This is a genomic window from Corynebacterium sp. HMSC055G02 (genome assembly GCF_001809065.1).
Classification (GTDB): Bacteria; Actinomycetota; Actinomycetes; order Mycobacteriales; family Mycobacteriaceae; genus Corynebacterium; species Corynebacterium jeikeium_D.
This window is the reverse complement of record NZ_KV795640.1, coordinates 12,336-30,535: the sequence shown is the minus strand read 5'-3', so window position 1 is coordinate 30,535 and position 18,200 is coordinate 12,336. Positions and strand designations below refer to the sequence as shown.

The following is an 18,200-nucleotide window of genomic DNA, read 5'->3' as shown; positions in this document are numbered from 1 at the left end:
GGGTGCTACGTGTGCACTTGTCGATGCGCTGTTCACTTGTGGCCAGGCTATAGCGAATCGATGGGTGAACTATGCATCGATAAGACAACGAACCAGCTCCCTTGCTTCAGCAACGTGCAACAACAGGTCGCAACGCGCAGCAACAGGCACCAACCCGGACCTGCCGCCCGACTCACCACCTCCCTGAGCCGCCACGGCCGTACCTCCAACACCCCCGCGCAGCCTTTGCCTGGCCGAATCCGATTAGCCTGGCCTTGTACTTGGTCAATCGGGGCTTCCGCCCCGCGCCGCCCCGCGCCGCCTCGCACGCCGGGGGACATTTTCCTATCCTGAACAGTTGCAATAGACTTAGACCCCGGTTGCCCTCCCCGTATTTCGATAGGAGCCTTGATGGACGCCCGTCTAGCCGTTCGCCGTAAGCCCGAGTTCCGCAATGAGGAAGCTACGCTGCTGTCCTCGATCGGCCAGGACGGTGAGGTGGCAATCTACTATCTCTACGATGCTTTCGATGCGACGGAGGAGGACCTCGTCGCGCTGCGTGAGTCGGTAGTTGCTGATTCGCGTGTCGACGAGCTGGCCGAGCTCCCGACGCCCGCCGAGCTGGGGAACTACCTTGCTGTCGAGCCTCTTCCTGGCCAGTACGACCAGCGTGCCGATGCCGCCGAGCAGGCCCTGCGGCTACTCCGCCCGGAAACCCGCGCGCAGATCACCTCGGCAACGCTGTATGTTTTCGACGCTCCGGTGAATGACGCCGTACGCTCCTTCCTCATTAACCCGGTCGAGTCGGGGGAGAAGAACCTGAACGTCCTGCGCCGTCCGAGCATGGGCGAGATTGAGCCGCTGAAGGAGTACCCGGGCTTCACCGAGCTGGATGACGAAGGCCTGGCCGAGCTGCTCGCAGCCGACGGCATGGCCATGTCGCTGGCCGATCTGAAGACCATCCAGGACTACTTCCGCTCCGAGGGCCGCACTCCGACCGAGGTGGAGCTGTCCGCGCTGGATACCTACTGGTCAGACCACTGTCGCCACACCACCTTCAACACCGAGCTGACCTCCATCGAGAACAACGAGCCGCGCTTTGCCGCGCAGTTGGATCGCGCGCTGCGTCGCTACGACGAGCTGCGTGAACTCAACGGCCGCACTCACAAGCCACGCACCCTGATGGACATGGGCACCATCATGGGCCGCGAACTGCGTCGCACGGGCGTGATGGATGACCAGGAAGTTTCCGAGGAAATCAACGCCTGCTCCGTCTACGTCGACGTCGAGGGCGATGACCGCAAGTGGCTGCTCATGTTCAAGAACGAGACCCACAACCACCCGACCGAAATCGAGCCGTTCGGTGGCGCCTCCACCTGTCTCGGCGGCGCAATCCGTGACCCGCTGTCAGGCCGTTCCTGGGTCTACCAGGCCATGCGTCTGTCCGGCGCAGGTGACATCAACACTCCGCGCGAGCAGACCCTCGAGGGCAAGCTGCCGCAGCGCGATATCTCCTCTCGTGCCGCAGCCGGCTACTCCTCCTACGGAAACCAGATCGGTCTGGCCACCACTGGTGTGCGTGAGCTGGTCCACCCGGGATACGTCGCTAAGCGAATGGAACTCGGTGCCGTCGTCGCCGCTGCCCCGGCAGACAACGTCAAGCGCCTCGAACCTGCGCCGGGCGATGTGGTGATTATGCTCGGTGGCCGCACCGGCCGTGACGGCGTCGGCGGTGCGACCGGCTCGTCCAAGGCTCACGATGAGGACTCGCTGGGCCGCTCCGGTGCCGAGGTGCAGAAGGGTAACCCGGTCAACGAGCGCAAGATTCAGCGCCTGTTCCGCCGCGAGGACGTCGCCACCAAGATTGTCCGCTGTAATGACTTCGGCGCTGGTGGCGTGTCCGTTGCGGTCGGTGAGCTGGCTGACTCCATCGACATTCACCTCGAGCGCGTGCCGCTGAAGTACGCCGGTCTGAATGCCCGCGAGATTGCAATTTCCGAGTCCCAGGAGCGCATGGCGCTGGTCGTGCGCCCGGAGGATGCGGACTTCATCATCGCCGCCGCTGCTGAAGAGAACATCGAGGCCGTCGCGCTGGCCGACATCACCGATACCGGTCGACTGCGCATGTTCATGGGCGACGAGGTCGTCTTCGACCTCTCCCGTGAGTTCATCGACACCAACGGCGCCGACCGCGCCCAGAACGTCGAAATGGTTGCTGCGGAGGGCGGCGTCGTAAAGCAGGTACCGGCGAGCGTATTGGAGTCGCTGCGTGCGGCGACGGCGGGTTCCCAGGAGGGCATGATCGAGCAGTTCGACTCGACCGTCGGCCGCTCCACCGTGCTCATGCCGTACGGCGGTGCGACGCAGAAGACCGACGAGCAGGCGTCGATCCAGACGCTGCCGGTCGATGGCGGCACGAGCACCGCGTCCATCATGACCTGGGGTTACTCGCCATCGCTTGCCGACGAGTCCCCGTACCTCATGGGTTCCTACTCCGTCGTGGAGGCACTAGCTAAGCTCGCAGCGGCCGGTGGCAATCCGCGCGGTGCCTGGCTGAGTGTGCAGGAATACTTCCAGCGCCTGGACCAGGATCCGCAGCGGTGGGGCGAGGTTGCGCAGGCTCTGCTTGGCTTGCTGGAGGCTCAGGACGGCTTCCAGGTTGCGGCCATTGGTGGTAAGGACTCCATGTCCGGCACCTACGGCGAGGACCTGCACGTGCCGGCGACTCTGGTGACCTTCGCAGTTGCCGCGATGGACGAGACCGACGCTGTCTCTGCTGCAATCCCGGCAGGTAACTTCGACCTCTACCTGTTTGCGCACAAGCCACTCGAGTCCGGGGAGCCGAACTACGAGCAGCTCAACGAACTATTTGCTGCCGTGCGGGAGCTGCGTCCGGCTGCGGCCTCGGCTGTTACTAACGCGGATCTGGCTGCGACCCTGGTCAACATGGCTGTGGGCAATGGCGTGGGCCTGGAGGCATCCCTTCCGGAGGCTCCGCTGGGCTCCATTGTGGTGGCTGTTCCGGCTGGTCAGGATGTTGAGGGTGCTGTTGAGGGCGCTGTGAAGATTGGTACCACCGACGATTCGGGCACGCTGCGCTTCGGTGAGGAGTCCTTCACTGTCGCCGAGGCTCTGGAGGCAATGGAGTCCGGTTACCGTGAGGTCTTCCCGCTCAATGACTACGAGGGCGAGGCCCTGCCGGAGTTCGCTAACCAGGTCAGCGAGACCAAGACCGACCTGCAGAGCCCGGGCAAGAAGGATGTCCACGTGTTGCTGCCAGTCTTCCCTGGTACCAACTCCGAGTACGACATGGCCGAGGCATTCGTCGCGGCTGGCGCTACCTACGAGTTCCACGTAATCCGCAACCTGACCCCGGCAATGCTGGCGGAGGACACGAAGGCGTTCATCGAGAAGCTTCAGGACTCCGACATCCTGGCATTCTCCGGTGGCTTCTCCCTGGGTGATGAGCCGGACGGGTCCGCCAAGTTCATCGCCGCGTTCCTGCGTTCCGACGATGTCGCAGCCGCCGTCAAGGAGTTCGTATCCGATAACGGTCTTGTGCTCGGTATTTGTAACGGTTTCCAGGCGCTGGTCAAGTCCGGCTTCCTGCCGTACGGCGACCCTGCGCAGCTCCGCGAGGACTCGCCGACCCTGGCCCACAACCGCCAGCTGCGCCACGTGTCCCGCATCGCCACCACTCGCGTCGCGACCGTGAATTCCCCGTGGCTGCGCGGTTTCGAGCCAGGCCAGACCCACCTCATGCCGGTTTCTCACGGTGAGGGTCGTTTCGTGGTTTCCGAGGACGAGGCCCGCCGCCTGTTCGAGGCCGGCCAGGTCGCTTTCCAGTACGTCGATGCCGACGGCGTGCCGACGATGACAGCGCCAGCCAACCCGAACGGTTCTTCCTACGCCATTGAGGGCATTGTCAGTGCTGACGGCAGGATTCTGGGCAAGATGGGTCACCCTGAGCGTTTCCGCGAGGGCTTGATGCGCAACATTCCGGGTATTGGTGAGCAGGACATCTTTGGCAACGCTGTCCGCTGGGTCCGCGGCGAGTAGGACTGGTCTGGTGCTGTGCGGCGGATAGTCTCCGCCGCGCGTACAGCTTACGCTGCCACCCGCAGCTATAGCGGGTGGCGCAGTTGCAGCCTAAGACTCTTCCCGGGTTGCCCGGATTATGCCTCTGAACAGCGGATTTTGTAAAACTCCGCAGGATGAGTAAAGTATCTATTCGTTGCAGGGGCCGAGGGAATTACCCCAGAGTCGCTGAATAACAACAAAATGCGCCCGTAGCTCAACGGATAGAGCATCTGACTACGGATCAGAAGGTTAGGGGTTCGAATCCCTTCGGGCGCACAGTGCAGACCCGCGCCGATAAGGTGCGGGTCTTTTTGTCTGCCTGACTTATCGATGGTTTTCCGGTACTTATGGGCGCGGTATTGGCTCTGCCTGCGCTCATATCGATGAGCTATTCACTTGTGGCCAGGCTATAGCTCATCGATATGTGAATACCTCATCGATGAGTGAATACCACCCATGAGCCACCCACGCCCGCAAGCCACCCACGCCCGCAAGCCGCCCACGATCCACCCACGAGCCACCCGCACCCGAATCCCCAAAACCCCAAACCCCAGCGCCTCAATATTCGAAGCATCTCAAACTCGCAATATCCGACTAACGGTCTAGACTGTGGAACCATGATTCGTACTGAGTCCATTCTTGACCTCGCTACCGTAGCCTCGGGGCAGTCCCACGCCGACGCCCTACAGGGCTCCATCGATTTGGCGCAGACAGCGGAAAAGGCTGGTTATCAGCGTATTTGGTACGCAGAGCACCACAATATGAACTCCATCGCGTCCTCGTCGCCGGCAGTTCTTATCGCAGCCGTGGCTGCAAAAACCGAGAGCATCACCCTCGGCTCCGGCGGCGTCATGCTGCCGAATCATGCACCGCTGACGGTCGCGGAACAGTTCGGCACGCTCGCGAATCTGTACCCGGATCGCATCGAGCTGGGGCTTGGTCGTGCCCCGGGCACGGACCAGGCCACTATGCGCGCCCTGCGGCGTGACCCGCGTTCGTCCGATTCCTTCCCGCAGGATGTGCAGGAGCTGCGCGGTTACCTCTCCGACGAGTCGCTGATCAAGGGCATCAACGCGATTCCGGGCCGCGGCACCCATGTGCCGCTGTACATCCTGGGCTCTTCGCTCTTTGGTGCCCAGCTCGCAGCGGCGCTCGGCTTGCCGTACGCATTTGCTTCGCACTTCGCTCCGGACGCGCTTCGCGATGCCATCGCGGCCTACCGCGAGCAGTTCCAGCCCTCTGAGCAGCTGGATAAGCCGTACGCTTTTGCGGCCATGAATGTGATTGCGTCGGAAAGCGAAGAAGACGCACAGCAGCAGTACTTCGCTACCCGCAGGAACATGGTCAGGCGGTTCCTGAGTCGCGGTGGGCATCACCTCACTGACGATGAGGCGGAGATTCTGATGGATACCCCGCAGGGGCGTCAGGTGCAAAATATGTTCCGTCACACGGCGGTCGGCACGGTGGCGCAGGTGCGTGAGCAGATTGCGCAGTTCGGTGAGTACTCGACGGCGGATGAGCTGATTGTGGCTCATCAATCGCTGAAGGTTCCTGACCGGCTGCGTTCGGTGGAGCTCACCGCAGAGGCCGCGGGGTTGACCGCGTAAGGCTCCAGGCCCCGACCCCAGAGGCGCGCGGCCTTAAACTGACCCGCTTACTTCACTGCAGCCAGCGGCAGCGACTTTTCGCTGGCAAGCTGCATGATTTCGGCGTTGGTGCGCTCGCGGAGGAAATCCGCAAGCTCCTCGCGGTTGCTCGCGCGTGTGGCCTCGGTCAGGGCGGCGGCAAAGTGCGGCTCCAGCGCTGCCACGGCCACGTAGCCGTCGGCGCTGGGGTAGAGGCCGTACGTCCACAGGCCGCCACCGAGTAGTCCGCCGGGCGCCGTCATGCCGTACTTCAGCGGCGCGGCACCGGCCTCACCCGCCTGCTTCAGGCCGATGCGGCAGTGCAGTCCAGGCTGCTTTACGACGTCCGCCCCAGCACCCGCCCGCTTAATCAACCCGGCAAGGGCAGCGGTGACCGCAAAGTGTGCACCCAGGATGTCGCCCAACAGCACTGGCGGCATGGCCGGGGGCGTGAGAGTTCCGGCCTCCGCCTGGTAGGTCAGGTCATGGCCAGGTGTTTCTGGAGCTTTGGTATCACCGACAATGTCGATATGCACCGGCCCATTCGGGCGCTCGTGGAGACCCGCCAGCCCCATGCGTTCCAGCGCGGAGGGGCGAACCGAGGTGATGACCACATCGGCCTCATCAATCAGCGAGCTCAGCTGTGCGCGGCCCTCATCGCTCTTCAGATCCGCCTGGATAATCTCGTGACCTGCGGACATAGCTTCATACCAGGGGCGGCCGAAGGAACCGAGCGGGTCGCCTGTGGGTGGTTCGACCTTAATCACCCGGGCGCCTAGCTGGCCCAAGTGCTGAGCGGCCAGTGGTCCCGGAACGTTAATGGCGAAGTTGACGACAGTGATGCCGGCGAGGCTGGTGTGCAGCTCGGGGGAAAACATAGTTCCACACTAGAACACATCTACCTGGCCGCCGACGCTTTCGGCCAACTTCAACTGGTTGATCCAATCGCCCTCTCCGACGCGCAGTCGGAAAATCGGGCGGTGAGCGGGGCGGGCCTCGTAGCGGACACGGGCAATCTGACCGGTTTTGGCCAGGTCCATAGCGGTTCCCTCGGTGGCCAACTGGGTGCGCGCGGCGGTGAGGCGCTCGATGACGTCGTCAAGCGCGGCGAGCACGGGTTCGGTGTTGTTCTCGCACCAGGACATGACCATGTCGGGAGCAGCGGCGGCGACGCGGGTGCAGTCGCGGAAAGAGCCGGCCGCCAGCGAAATGGCCAGAGGACCGCCGGCTTCACCGGCGGCGGCAATTGCGTAGGCTGCCAGGTGTGGCATGTGGGAGATGCGGGCGACGCTAGCATCGTGGTGATTGCTTAGCGCTGGAATGAGCTGACTGCCAAGAGCTGCTCCCAAGTTGGCGACCTGCGAAAAGACCTCAATCCAGCGCTCCGGGACGGGCTCGCCCGCAGCGTCGGCAGCGGCTGCCAGGTCGTAGGTGATGACCCAGGGGGCGCCGTCGAAAAGCCCTTCGAGTGTGGCGGACCAGCCTGCCTGCGCGGACCCCGCCATTGGGTGCGCGCCGACGAAGCGTTCCTCCATCCCGCGAGCGGAGACCTCGGCGGCGACGGCCGCCTTCACGGAGACCACATCCGTGATGCCACAGCTGGGGGCGTGCTCGTTGATGGCGTCGAGCATCGTGCCGACGACTGTCATGGGGGTGCCGATTACGATGAGCGCGCGGCTGGCCTCCGCGCGTTCGAGCGTGGCTTGAAGATCTGTACTGGCGTCGAATCCCTCCTTCGTGGCTTCCTCGACCGTCGGGGACGAGCGATTCCAACCGAAGCATTCGACGTTATGGGCCCGCAGATCGCGCATCATGGAGCCACCGATGAGGCCCAAACCGAGGATGCATACCGCGGGTAGTTGTGCAGCTGACAGGGAGGACGAAGCAGGGGAGGGGGACTCGAAATTGCTCACCTGACAAGCATGACATACAGCGACTAGCGTTGTGGGTTATGAGCACGACCTTTTCCGGAGGGTACACCTCCGATGACGACCGCTCCTTCGCGGTTGCCGTAACTATGGGGGAGCGCGGTTGGCGCGTCGTCGATCTTGGGGACGACGCCACCGATTCCCTCGCCGACGCTGCACAGGCGCTGCGCAATCTGCGTTCGGAACGCGCCGCTGTCGGAATGCTCAATATCGACGACGATTACTTTATTCTCGTGCGCCAGGGCGTTGGGTCGCTGCGCGTTGTGCTTTCCGACGCCACCGCCGCCGTCACCGACGACATTGCGGCAGATGTGTTCGACGAGCTGGATCTGGATATCCCCGACCTCGACGAGGACGAGCTCGACGATGTCGACGCCTGGGCCGAAGGAGATATGGATATCCTCGCTGACCTGGGCTGTTCGGAGGAAGCCCTGGAGTCCATCTGTGACGATCAGTCGCTGTGGGCGTCCGAGCAGATCTTGGCCATTGCCGAGGAACTGGGGTGTGCCGAGGAGCTCGCCGATGTCGCCGACCTGGATTACGACGGTGACGATGACGACTACGACCCCTATGACGACTAACTCTGAGAAAGGTCATCTGACCGAGCGACCAACCGACCTTGCGGCCGGCCAACCAGCTGGTCGGCCAAGTGCTCTTCCCCGCCGCGAACAGGACATTCTCGACGAGGAGTGGATGCGCCTGGCTATCGCTGAAGCTGCTCACACGGCACCCGGGGATGTACCTGTGGGAGCAGTGGTCGTGGATGCCGAGGGCAAGGTTGTGGGCCGGGGCTCGAACCGTCGGGAAGCTGATGGTGACCCGCTTGCCCACGCCGAAGTCATTGCGTTGCGCGAGGCCACCCGCGCTGTTGGTGACGGTTGGCGGCTGGAGCAGTGCACGTTGGTCGTGACGCTGGAGCCGTGCGTGATGTGCGCCGGCGCGTGCGTCATGGGGCGCGTGGGGCGCGTGGTCTTCGGCGCGTGGTCGCCCAAGACCGGCGCGTGCGGCTCTATCGCCGATGTCATCCGAGATCCCGCCCACGCCTTCACGCCGCAGGTGCGCGGGGGTGTGCTTGCCGACGAATGCTCCGTTTACCTGCGGGAATTCTTCGAAAGGCAACGGCAGTTGGATGAGTGAACGGAATCACAGTTAGGTCACAATTCCCGCTGTGGCCGTGACGAGCCTTCATTTTCACGTACCGTCGGAAGTAGTGGGGCTGCTAGACGGTGGCTCTATAGAAACTAGATAAGTCGTTTACGTAGGAGGCTTACATAATGAGCGAGCTGCAGAACAAGGCCGACGAGTTGGGCGGCAAGGTTAAGGAAGCTGCTGGCGACGCCGTTGGCAACGAGGACCTGGAGAACCAGGGCAAGGGCGAGCAGACTGCTTCGAAGGTCAAGCAGGGTGCTGAGGACCTGAAGGACAAGGCTACTGAGGCCCTGGGCAAGCTGACCGACAAGTAAAGCTTTTAGCTCTCGGGAAGAGATAACCCCAACCATTTCCGCTTTTGATATGCGGAGATGGTTGGGGTTCTTTGTGTTTCGCTGGCCGGCTGTCAGCGTTGGGGCTGGCTACAGCTTCTGAGCTACCAGGTCATCCAGTGGTTCGGCGGACAGAAGGTACGGGGCAATCTCGAAGACGGTGCGGGCACCAGTCTCGCCAGCTTGCTTCAGGCGGTAGGCAGCGCGACCGTAGGCAACCTGGACGGCAGCGGTGAAGTCGGGGTTGCGCTCCAGTTCGAGACCGAACTCGATGACGTGACCGGAGGTACCGGCCTGGCCACGGGTAATGACCTGGCCGCCGTGCGGCATGCCCTGGTGGTCGCGGTCGAACTCCTCTTCAGAGATGAAGTCCACGATGGTCTCGTATGGGGCAAAGTAATCCGGCATGGTCACGATAGTTTCGCGAATCTGCTCCTTGAGCTTGGCATCCTCGTCGGCGTCGCCGGTTTCCTCAGCGACGACGAAGCAGTGGCGCAGGTGGCACTCGTTACCCTTCAGGTCTGCACCCTCGCCCTTCTTCACGGCCTCGATAGCTTCCGGGTTCGGCTTGGTGTACTGGACGCCCTTCTTCACTCCCGGCACACGACGCACGGCATCGGAGTGGCCCTGCGACAGGCCTGGTCCCCAGAAGGTCATCTGGTCTGCTCCCGGCAGGATGGCAGCGCCCAGGACGCGGTTCAGGGAGAACAGGCCCGGGTCCCAACCGGTCGAAATCATGGCGATGTTGTCACCCTCACGAGCGGAGGCGTCCATGGCCGCGCGGTGCTTCGGAATCTCGTGGTGGTTGTCGTAGGTGTCGACCGTCGTAAAGCTCTTTGCCAGCTCAGGGGCCTGCTCTGGGACATCGGTGGCCGAGCCGAGGCACACGAACAGCACGTCTACCTCGTCCTTGTACTTTTCGACATCTGCAGCCGGGAGCACGCGGGCCTCAGTGTCCAGCGAATCGCGACGGGAGAAAACACCGACGAGTTCCATATCCGGCTGGTCGGCAATGACCTTTTCGACGCTGCGGCCCAAGTTGCCGTAGCCGATGATGGCGGAACGAATCATGAGGGAGAACCCTTTCTGTGTGGCTGCACTTCTGTGTTTAAGTTTCTAGATTTCAAGCTACAGACTATTCCTTCATATCTCAGCGGGCGTTGGCCACCCCGAATAGCGCGGTCGTTTAAGCGGATGGTGCAGTAGATGGAGTGATTTGGGATGGCGGGGGTTGTGGTTCTGTGCGAACGGCTTGGCGAAGGACCGGCGGTGCCGACTGTGTGGACAGCTGAGCCCTCTGACCTGGGGATTTGGTAGATAAAGGGGCTACCTGTAACGTTTTCTAGCGGTGACGTGTCCGAGCGGCCGAAGGTGAAGCACTCGAAATGCTTTGTGCGGTAACCCCGTACCGAGGGTTCAAATCCCTCCGTCACCGCCAATAAAACCCCCGGTGGTTCCTTTAAGTAGGAGCCTCGGGGGTTTTGCATTTAATCGGCCCTGATTGCCTGAGTGCGGTGGGGAGAGGTGCCCGTCGTAAAGCGGTGAATGGTGAGGCACCCGACCTGGAGTGCCTAAATCACAAAAATAACATCAGTAACACACACCCCATTGTTCACGTTTATCCGGGAAGTCCGCTACTCTTAGCAAAAGTATTTCCGGTTTTTATGTCGTGCCCGCCCCCAATGACCATGTCAGCGCCAGAGTTGATGTTGGCCAATCCGGGGTGGTCGCTAGCATCGGAGTAGCGAAGAGGCTTCAAACTGCAGGTGGAGTCCGAGGGAGTGCGTGGTTAGCGCGAATTCGGGGAAGCGGCAGTTGGGGGCGGTCCAGGCGAATATTAGACGTAAGGGAAACTTGACATGGCAAAGGCCTTGTTCAAACTCGGCAGGTTCTCCTACCTGCATAAATGGACTGTGATCATCGCGTGGTTGCTGATTTTGGCGGGGCTGGGCGGTGCAGTTGCCGCATTCCAGAAGGGGTTCATCGACCAGTTCTCGATCCCCGGCATGCCGTCGGCAACGGCTTCTCACGTGATTGAGGAAAAGTTCCCCGATGTTCCGAACCCAATTCGAGAGCAGCGTGTCTATGTCGCCTTCGAGGCTCCCGAGGGGCAGAGGCTCGATGACCCACAAAATAAAGAAGCTGTTGACCAGGTTATTAATGGCATTCGCGACAATGTCGGCCAAATCTCCGATGATTTGCAACTCCACAACCCGGTAGACCTCAATCCGAAGATGCAGGCGATGGTCAAGGAACAGGGCATGGCTGCCGGCCTGCCCAAGGATGTTGCCGAGGCCGACGCCAATGCCCTGCGTACCGTGTCCGATGACGGTCGCTACGGTATTTCCACCTTCGTTTTCGACGCCAAGATGCCGCAGGACATCGAACCGGAGAATATGCAGGCGCTTCTCGACGCAATGCAGGCCGGTCGTGACGCCGGTATCAAGGTCGAGGCCTCTGGCCCGGGCATGCAGCCCGCGATTGAGGTAGCTCCGACCTCGGAGATTATCGGTGTGACCGTGGCATTTATCGTGCTGGTTGTCACCTTCGGATCTCTGGTCGCTTCGTTCCTGCCTATTGTGACGGCGGTAGTGGGCATTATCATCGGTGTCTTCGGCGTGACATTGATGACCGCATTCACCGACGTCAACTCGATTACCCCGGTACTTGCCGTCATGTTCGGCCTGGCTGTCGGTATTGACTACGCACTGTTCATCCTCTCTCGCTACAGGGCAGAAAGAGCCCGAGGGATGACCAACGAAGACGCCATCGGCATGGCTACCGGTACGGCTGGCTCCGCTGTGGTTTTCGCCGGCCTCACCGTGATTGTCGCGTTGGCAGCGCTGACGGTGGCCAAGGTGCCGTTCATGTCTCTGATGGGTATTTCGGCGGCAATTACGGTGGCCTTCACAGTGCTGGTCTCTCTGACCCTGCTGCCGGCAGTTATGTCTCTGCTGGGCGACAAGGTCTTCGCTGGTCGCGTGCCCGGTGTTGCCGGCAACCCCTCGCGTAATGCGCGCAAGGGACGCCGCTCTTCCTTCTTCGGCGAGATGACGATGGGGCGCCGTTGGGTCACCTTCGTGCACAAGGCCCCAGGGTTGTTCCTGGTCGGCTGTATCGTCTTGCTGTTGGCGTTGGCCTACCCGGCCATGCACTTGAAGCTGGCGCTGCCGTCGGACTCTACTGCGGCGAAGGACAGCACGAACCGCAAGGCCATCACCATGATTGAAGAGGGCTTCGGCGCGGGACGTAATTCACAGCTCATCATTATTGCCAAGTCGGATGATGTGAAGCCCGACGCACCGGTGCTCAAACCACTTATCGAGTCCCTGAAACAGACCAACCCGGAACTCTCTGACATCGAGGCCGCCCGTAAGGCTTCCTATAGCTACGCTGTCGACCAGTTCAAATCCAATGTCGGTGTCGAGCACATCCAGATGATTGGCATGAATCATGACGGCACTGCGGTCAAGATGATTATGACCCCGAAGTCGGGTCCGCTCGATCCTGCGACCAAGCAGCTGATGAACGCGGTGCGCGATCAGCAGAAGCAGATTGAGCAAACCACCGGCCTATTCACCGGTGTCACTGGCCTGGTTCCTATCGAAATTGACATCACCGACCGTCTCCAGGGCGCAATGCCGCTCTACTTGGGCGTTGTCGTGGGGCTGGCAGTGATTCTGCTACTGATGATTTTCCGCTCCCTGATGGTGCCGGTGACTGCCGGTGTGGGCTTCTTGCTCTCTGTCGCAGCCGCATTCGGTGTCACGGTGGCATTTTTCCAGGATGGCCTCTGGGGAGTGATTAGCACTCCGGGTCCGCTGGTCAGCTTTGTGCCAATCTTCCTCATTGGTGTGACGTTCGGTTTGGCCATGGACTATCAGGTCTTCCTGGTTTCCCGCATGCGCGAGCATTACACCCACAACAAGGGTGAATCCTCGCCAGAATCGAAGTACAACGCGGTCGAAGAATCGGTCGTTGAAGGCTTTACTCTCGGCGCTCGTGTGGTCACGGCCGCTGCGATTATTATGATCTCCGTCTTCGCGGCTTTCGCCGGGCAGCCCCTGGCGATTATTAAGGTATTCGGCTTCGCGCTGGGTGCCGCAGTGCTTTTCGACGCCTTCGTTATTCGCATGACCTTCATCCCGGCATCCATGTTCCTGCTTGGCCGCGCTACGTGGTACATGCCGAAGTGGCTGGACAAGGTGTTGCCTTCTGTGGATGTCGAAGGCTCTGCCCTGGAAGAGGTTTCCGAGGAGCTGGTGGAGAAGGGCCGCCGCGAGCGTATGGCTCGCGGTGAGTCCCTGTTGCCCGAAAGCGAAGGTGCTGGGCGTGGCTTTGGCGACACGGACGCTGACGAGGACGAAACAGACAGTGCCGATGGTGAAGTCGGTGCTGGTGCAGCCGCTGCGGCGGGCGCGGCGGGCGCAGCGGGCGCAGCAGGTGGTACCGCTGTGGCGGTTGCGACCAAGAAGCGTAACCGCTGGATTCCGAGGTGGAAGAAGGCAAAGCTGGAAGAGCTCGAGCCCGTTGACCAGGCCAAGCAGGCCGAACCGTCCGCCCCGACGGCACCAGCTGAGCCGGAGCAGGCCGAACAGCCGGAGCCGACAGAGCAGCCGGAGCAGGCAGAGCAGCCGGAGCAGGCAGAGCCGACCGAACAGCTCATGCAGTCCGCGCCAGCTGAACCAACCGACGCCCAGCCGAACCCGGAAAACGCCAAGGATATCGAGGTCCGCCCGTACTTCAGCCCGGCTCGCAAGCGGAAGAAGATTACGGTTGCGGAACTGATGAAGCGCGAAGGACTCGAAGAGGAAGCGCCACGTCGTAGCCGCGCCGTGTGGGACCCGGAAAACGCTGCCCACCCCGAGAAAAACGACAGCGCTGAGTAACTTGCGAATAGCGCCCAGGTAACCTCAAGGCATTAGCACCGGACCACAACCAAGGAGCTTCATGTCGCAGTCGAGGACGACGGGATTTGACGTCGTAAAGCAAATCGAAGGCGCGCGCGGACGTGCTGGCACCATCCACACCCCGCATGGCGATATTGCTACGCCGGCGTTCATTCCGGTCGGCACGAAGGCGACGGTGAAGACGCTCACGCCGGAGCAGGTGCGGTCCACCGGTGCGCAGGCGATGCTGTCGAACGCGTACCACCTGTACCTGCAGCCCGGCGAGGAAATCGTCGACCAGGCCGGCGGATTGGCAAAGTTCTCCAACTGGAATGGCCCGACGTACACTGACTCCGGCGGATTCCAGGTGCTCAGCCTCGGCGCGGGCTTTAAAAAGACCCTCGCGATGGACGTCACCGGCATGCAGAAAGACGACATCGTCGCCGAGGGCAAAGAGCGCAACGCGTTCGTCGATGAGGACGGCGTGACCTTCCGCTCGCACATCGATGGTTCCGAGCATCGCTTCACGCCAGAGGTGTCCATGCGCATTCAGCACGCGCTGGGCGCAGACATCATGATGGCATTTGACGAGCTCACCACGCTCATGAACACCCGCGGCTACCAGGAGGCATCCGTCGAGCGCACGCACCGCTGGGCGCGCCGTTGCCTGGAGGCTCACAACGAGCTGACAGTTTCGCGCGGTCAGGTCGACGGGCACGTCCATTCGCTTGACGACGGCCAGTTGCCCATCCAGCAGTTATTCGGCGTCGTGCAGGGTGCGCAGTACGAAGACCTGCGCCGCAAGGCCGCTCGTGGGCTAGTCGAGCTCTCCCGCGAGTTCGAGGACGCGGGCCAGCTCGGTTTCCACGGCTATGGCATTGGTGGGGCGATTGAGAAGCAGAATCTGGGCCTAATCTGCGGTTGGGTCAACGACGAGCTTCCCGACGACCGTGCCCGCCACCTACTGGGAATCTCGGAGCCGGACGATATTTTCGCCGCTGTCGAGGCCGGTGCCGACACCTTTGACTGCGTGGCTCCGACCAGGCTTGCCCGCCGTGGTGGTGTGTACACGCTCGATGGCCGGATGACCTTGACGAATGCCCGCTTCAAGAACGACTTCCGCCCCGTGGATGCGGAGGTGCCCTCCTACACTTCGCTGAATTATTCCCGGGCCTACCTGCATCATCTGTTGAAGGCCAAGGAGTACCTGGCTGGCACGCTGTGCACGATTCACAACCTGTTTTTCATGGTGCAGCTGGTGGAGAACATTCGGGCTGCGATCCTGGAGGACCGGTTCTTCGAGTATCGCGATGAGTTCATGGGCCGCTACTACGCCAACGGTGGTCGTGCGGTGGGGAATTAGGGGCCGGCTGGGCTGGGGAGTGCTTGGGTCGGTTGGGCTGTGGCTGGGCTGGGGCTAGGCTTCTGCCTTTTCGCACTTCACGACAGCCATGTCACCTCGTGCCATTTGTGGAGGTGGCATGAGGTGACACCAGTGGCGTGAAGTGGCAGGGAACACCCGAATCAGTCCAGTGGCGTGAAGTGACGGCTGGGCGGGCCCGGGGGAAGCCCAAAACTAGACCTAGCTCTACTGCGCGAGGCAGTCTCAACCGGCATCATGGAGGGCATGATCACGGTTGAACGACTCAGCAAGAAGTACGGTTCGAAATTAGCCGTCGATGACCTGTCCTTCACCGTTCCCGACGGTGTCGTGACAGGTTTTCTCGGCCCAAATGGCTCCGGCAAGTCCACCACCATGCGCTGCATGCTGGGCCTCGATGCCCCGACCACGGGCCAGGCCTTGTTCACCGGAACGGATTCGCAGGGCAACACCTACAGCAACCAGCCCTTTTCCACGCTGAAGAATAAGCCCAGCGTCGCCGGCGCAATTCTGGATGCCGGTTGGCACAACAAGGCTCGTTCGGGCCGCTCTCATCTGCGGGCCCTCGCCCGCGGCGCTGGCATCCCCGACACCCGCGTGGAAGAGTGCCTTGAGCAGGTCGGTATGACCGAGGCTGCGACGGACAAGGTCGGCGGCTACTCGCTGGGTATGAAGCAGCGTCTGGGAGTGGCGGCGGCTCTGCTCGGCAAGCCGCAGCATCTGATCTTGGATGAGCCGGTCAACGGCCTCGATCCCGAAGGCGTCTCTTGGATGCGCCACACCATCAAGGCGCTGGCCGCACAGGGCTGCGCTGTTCTCGTGTCGTCGCACCTCCTTTCCGAGATGCAGCTCACCGCCGACCGCATTGTCGTCATCGGTCGCGGCCGCATGATCGGCGAGTACACCATGGACGAATTCCTCGCCGACGGCACGGTCGTCGAAGTTGAGGTCGATGATCCGGCTCGGCTGCTGCAGGCGTTGGGGCCGGTGGCGCGTGGGGTTGACGTCGATAAGCAATTGCGCATTCCGCTTTACGACGGCATCAGCGAGCAGCAACTCCGCCGCGACATTGCGGCCGCTGCCCTGCGTGAGGGGCTGTTGGTGACACGGTTGAACACGAAGCGCGACAACCTGGAGGAGAAGTTCCTGGCTGCGACCCAGGAATCGCAGGAGTACCGCGCGCAGGCGATTGGGCAGTAGGGGAGTGACTGAGATGAGTTTTGGAAACGCTTTGCGGTCGGAATGGACGAAGCTAGCCAGCCTGCGCGGTACGTGGGTCTATGTGGTGCTGTTGGTCGGTTCGATAGCTGGGCCGATGGCGGCTTTCAGCATGGCGGCGGATGCTGGTGCGACTGCTGATTGGGAATTGCTGCTGTTGGGGACCGTGATCTTCAACATGATCGTGATTGCCTTTGGTGGCTCCACCCTGGCGGGTGAGTACAACGATCAGATGAATGCGCATGCGTTCTTGACGCAGGACCGAAGGAGCCTGTGGCTTTCGGCACGGATGACGCTGACCCTTGTGCTGATTGCTGTCTGTTGGGTCATTGGTGTGGCGCTTGCTTGGTTATCGGTGACGGTTTCCCCGCGCGTGGAGTTCAAGGGCGGCGACGCTGCCACGGACATGCTCGCCGGAGTGCTTGGCTTTGTAGTGTTTGGACTAATCGCGATGTCGCTGGGAGTGCTGACGCGCTCGCGCGTGGCCGCTGTCGCTATTCCGCTGGTGTGGATTCTGGTGGTGGAAAGCATGCTGGAGTTCGCGGCGCTGGCGTATGCGATTTTCCGGCCACTGTGGCTGGTCACGCCGGGTGCACGCATTCAGCAGTTGTCGACGCAATTGGGCGGTCTGATGGCAAATCCGGAGAATCCACGCATCGGGTTTGAGGCCGGCATGACGCAGCCGATGTGGTTCAACATCGTGGTGCTGGTGGCCTGGATTGTTGTGGCGGTTGGCGTTGCGCAGTGGGTCAATGCCAAACGGGATGTGAAGTAAAACAGAAAAGTGCCGCGACTACTCGCTTCTCAGGCGAGGTCGCGGCACTTTTTTCGTCGTTAAGCGGGAACGTGCGTGTCGTAGTAGCCTTCGCGGCGCTTGACCCACGCGATGACGGCGTAGGTGACTGGCATGACTACAATCTCGACGGCGGTCTTCCAGATGAAACCGACGATGACGTAGTTGACGAAGGTGCCCCAGGTATCGATGCCGATCGCGGTGGCGGCGATGGAGCAGAAGATGAGCGTATCGACGAACTCGCCAACCACAGTCGAGCCCATCAGGCGCGCCCAGAGAGCCTTTTCGCCAGTGCGCTTCTTAATGGCGTTGAGCGACCAGGCGTTGAGCAGCTGACCGACGACATAACCGGCCAGACCTGCGAGAACAAGCTGCGGGACGGTGCCCAGCACAGTGGCGAATGCTTCCTGATTCTCGTACCACGGTGCCGCCGGGAGCTTGATGGCGGCAAAGAAGCAGAGCATTGCGCCGGCGAGGATGGCAAACCCGGTCCACACGGTGCGGCGGGTGGCTTTGTAGCCGTAGCACTCGGAAAGCACGTCGCCGATGACGTAGCTCAAGGGGAAGAGGAAGAAGGCACCGTCGGTGGCCAGGCCGAAGATTTCCACGCCCTTGGTGGCGGTGATGTTGGAGACAATCAGCACGCCAATGAAAATGGCCGTGAACATCGGGTACAGCGATTTCGGTACCGGGATGTGGCGTGGCGTGTGTGCTGTGGATTCGGACTTAGTTGCGTTCTCGGGCGCGTGCGAGGTGCTCACAGCGGCAGCCTCGGCGTTGCCCGGCCCAGACTTGGGCAGGTTTTCGTTATTTGTCACGGGAGGGA

At 61.7% G+C, this 18,200-nt stretch carries 13 protein-coding genes and 2 tRNA genes; 11 read left to right on the top strand and 4 right to left on the bottom strand.

What is annotated here, in order from left to right; genetic code table 11:
• Positions 1 to 390 precede the first annotated feature (390 nt).
• The 3 genes from HMPREF2547_RS03530 to HMPREF2547_RS03520 all read left to right on the top strand — a co-directional run bounded on the left by HMPREF2547_RS03530 (position 391) and on the right by HMPREF2547_RS03520 (position 5,666).
• The gene (locus HMPREF2547_RS03530) at positions 391 to 4,038 is read left to right on the top strand and encodes a phosphoribosylformylglycinamidine synthase (RefSeq protein WP_070604714.1); all 3,648 of its coding nucleotides are present in this window, start codon (positions 391 to 393) and stop codon (positions 4,036 to 4,038) included.
• A gap of 224 nt (positions 4,039 to 4,262) precedes the next feature.
• A tRNA-Arg gene (locus tag HMPREF2547_RS03525) sits at positions 4,263 to 4,335 on the top strand.
• Positions 4,336 to 4,676: 341 nt separating this feature from the next.
• Positions 4,677 to 5,666 (top strand): LLM class flavin-dependent oxidoreductase, encoded by a 990-nt coding sequence (locus HMPREF2547_RS03520; RefSeq protein ID WP_070604712.1) that lies wholly within the window; start codon positions 4,677 to 4,679, stop codon positions 5,664 to 5,666.
• A gap of 47 nt (positions 5,667 to 5,713) precedes the next feature.
• Here the strand turns inward: HMPREF2547_RS03520 and HMPREF2547_RS03515 are convergent, their stop codons facing one another.
• Complete coding sequence (locus HMPREF2547_RS03515) at positions 5,714 to 6,562, bottom strand: CoA transferase (protein ID WP_070601688.1); 849 nt, start codon at positions 6,560 to 6,562, stop codon at positions 5,714 to 5,716.
• Between the two features lie 9 nt (positions 6,563 to 6,571).
• Positions 6,572 to 7,597, bottom strand: coding sequence for a prephenate dehydrogenase (locus HMPREF2547_RS03510; protein ID WP_070604710.1), 1,026 nt, complete (start codon positions 7,595 to 7,597; stop codon positions 6,572 to 6,574).
• Between the two features lie 38 nt (positions 7,598 to 7,635).
• Here HMPREF2547_RS03510 and HMPREF2547_RS03505 point away from each other — a divergent pair, with 38 nt between their 5' ends.
• The 3 genes from HMPREF2547_RS03505 to HMPREF2547_RS03495 all read left to right on the top strand — a co-directional run bounded on the left by HMPREF2547_RS03505 (position 7,636) and on the right by HMPREF2547_RS03495 (position 9,075).
• Positions 7,636 to 8,193, top strand: a complete 558-nt coding sequence (locus HMPREF2547_RS03505) for a tRNA adenosine deaminase-associated protein (RefSeq protein ID WP_049172449.1) — start codon at positions 7,636 to 7,638, stop codon at positions 8,191 to 8,193.
• A gap of 112 nt (positions 8,194 to 8,305) precedes the next feature.
• The gene (locus HMPREF2547_RS03500; protein WP_187403902.1) at positions 8,306 to 8,749 is read left to right on the top strand and encodes a nucleoside deaminase; all 444 of its coding nucleotides are present in this window, start codon (positions 8,306 to 8,308) and stop codon (positions 8,747 to 8,749) included.
• A gap of 137 nt (positions 8,750 to 8,886) precedes the next feature.
• Positions 8,887 to 9,075 (top strand): CsbD family protein, encoded by a 189-nt coding sequence (locus tag HMPREF2547_RS03495; protein WP_048759178.1) that lies wholly within the window; start codon positions 8,887 to 8,889, stop codon positions 9,073 to 9,075.
• A gap of 108 nt (positions 9,076 to 9,183) precedes the next feature.
• Here HMPREF2547_RS03495 and HMPREF2547_RS03490 read toward each other — a convergent pair whose 3' ends face one another.
• A complete protein-coding gene (locus tag HMPREF2547_RS03490; protein WP_049172444.1) occupies positions 9,184 to 10,164 on the bottom strand; it encodes a diaminopimelate dehydrogenase in 981 nt (326 codons plus the stop codon).
• A 276-nt stretch (positions 10,165 to 10,440) separates the two neighbouring features.
• Here HMPREF2547_RS03490 and HMPREF2547_RS03485 point away from each other — a divergent pair.
• The 5 genes from HMPREF2547_RS03485 to HMPREF2547_RS03465 all read left to right on the top strand — a co-directional run bounded on the left by HMPREF2547_RS03485 (position 10,441) and on the right by HMPREF2547_RS03465 (position 17,356).
• Positions 10,441 to 10,531, top strand: a tRNA-Ser gene (locus tag HMPREF2547_RS03485).
• A 421-nt stretch (positions 10,532 to 10,952) separates the two neighbouring features.
• Positions 10,953 to 13,982 (top strand): MMPL family transporter, encoded by a 3,030-nt coding sequence (locus HMPREF2547_RS03480; protein WP_070604707.1) that lies wholly within the window; start codon positions 10,953 to 10,955, stop codon positions 13,980 to 13,982.
• Between the two features lie 61 nt (positions 13,983 to 14,043).
• Complete coding sequence (tgt, locus tag HMPREF2547_RS03475) at positions 14,044 to 15,345, top strand: tRNA guanosine(34) transglycosylase Tgt (protein ID WP_070604706.1); 1,302 nt, start codon at positions 14,044 to 14,046, stop codon at positions 15,343 to 15,345.
• A gap of 255 nt (positions 15,346 to 15,600) precedes the next feature.
• A complete protein-coding gene (locus HMPREF2547_RS03470) occupies positions 15,601 to 16,563 on the top strand; it encodes an ABC transporter ATP-binding protein (protein WP_210383942.1) in 963 nt (320 codons plus the stop codon).
• 13 nt (positions 16,564 to 16,576) lie between these two features.
• On the top strand, positions 16,577 to 17,356 hold the full coding sequence (locus HMPREF2547_RS03465) for an ABC transporter permease (protein ID WP_070546602.1): 780 nt from the start codon (positions 16,577 to 16,579) through the stop codon (positions 17,354 to 17,356).
• Positions 17,357 to 17,415: 59 nt separating this feature from the next.
• On the opposite strand, the gene HMPREF2547_RS03460 is transcribed toward HMPREF2547_RS03465, so the two are convergent.
• Entirely contained in the window at positions 17,416 to 18,192 is a 777-nt protein-coding gene (locus HMPREF2547_RS03460; protein WP_049172436.1) for a queuosine precursor transporter, read from the bottom strand.
• Between the last annotated feature and the right edge of the window lie 8 nt (positions 18,193 to 18,200).

Bases quoted from the DNA above. Each gene is read 5' to 3' on its own strand.
- HMPREF2547_RS03530 (WP_070604714.1), top strand. From the start codon at position 391: ATGGACGCCCGTCTAGCCGTTCGCCGTAAGCCCGAGTTCCGCAATGAG.
- HMPREF2547_RS03520 (WP_070604712.1), top strand. From the start codon at position 4,677: ATGATTCGTACTGAGTCCATTCTTGACCTCGCTACCGTAGCCTCGGGG.
- HMPREF2547_RS03515 (WP_070601688.1), bottom strand. From the start codon at position 6,562: ATGTTTTCCCCCGAGCTGCACACCAGCCTCGCCGGCATCACTGTCGTC.
- HMPREF2547_RS03505 (WP_049172449.1), top strand. From the start codon at position 7,636: ATGAGCACGACCTTTTCCGGAGGGTACACCTCCGATGACGACCGCTCC.
- HMPREF2547_RS03500 (WP_187403902.1), top strand. From the start codon at position 8,306: ATGCGCCTGGCTATCGCTGAAGCTGCTCACACGGCACCCGGGGATGTA.
- HMPREF2547_RS03495 (WP_048759178.1), top strand. From the start codon at position 8,887: ATGAGCGAGCTGCAGAACAAGGCCGACGAGTTGGGCGGCAAGGTTAAG.
- HMPREF2547_RS03490 (WP_049172444.1), bottom strand. From the start codon at position 10,164: ATGATTCGTTCCGCCATCATCGGCTACGGCAACTTGGGCCGCAGCGTC.
- HMPREF2547_RS03480 (WP_070604707.1), top strand. From the start codon at position 10,953: ATGGCAAAGGCCTTGTTCAAACTCGGCAGGTTCTCCTACCTGCATAAA.
- tgt (WP_070604706.1), top strand. From the start codon at position 14,044: ATGTCGCAGTCGAGGACGACGGGATTTGACGTCGTAAAGCAAATCGAA.
- HMPREF2547_RS03470 (WP_210383942.1), top strand. From the start codon at position 15,601: ATGGAGGGCATGATCACGGTTGAACGACTCAGCAAGAAGTACGGTTCG.
- HMPREF2547_RS03465 (WP_070546602.1), top strand. From the start codon at position 16,577: ATGAGTTTTGGAAACGCTTTGCGGTCGGAATGGACGAAGCTAGCCAGC.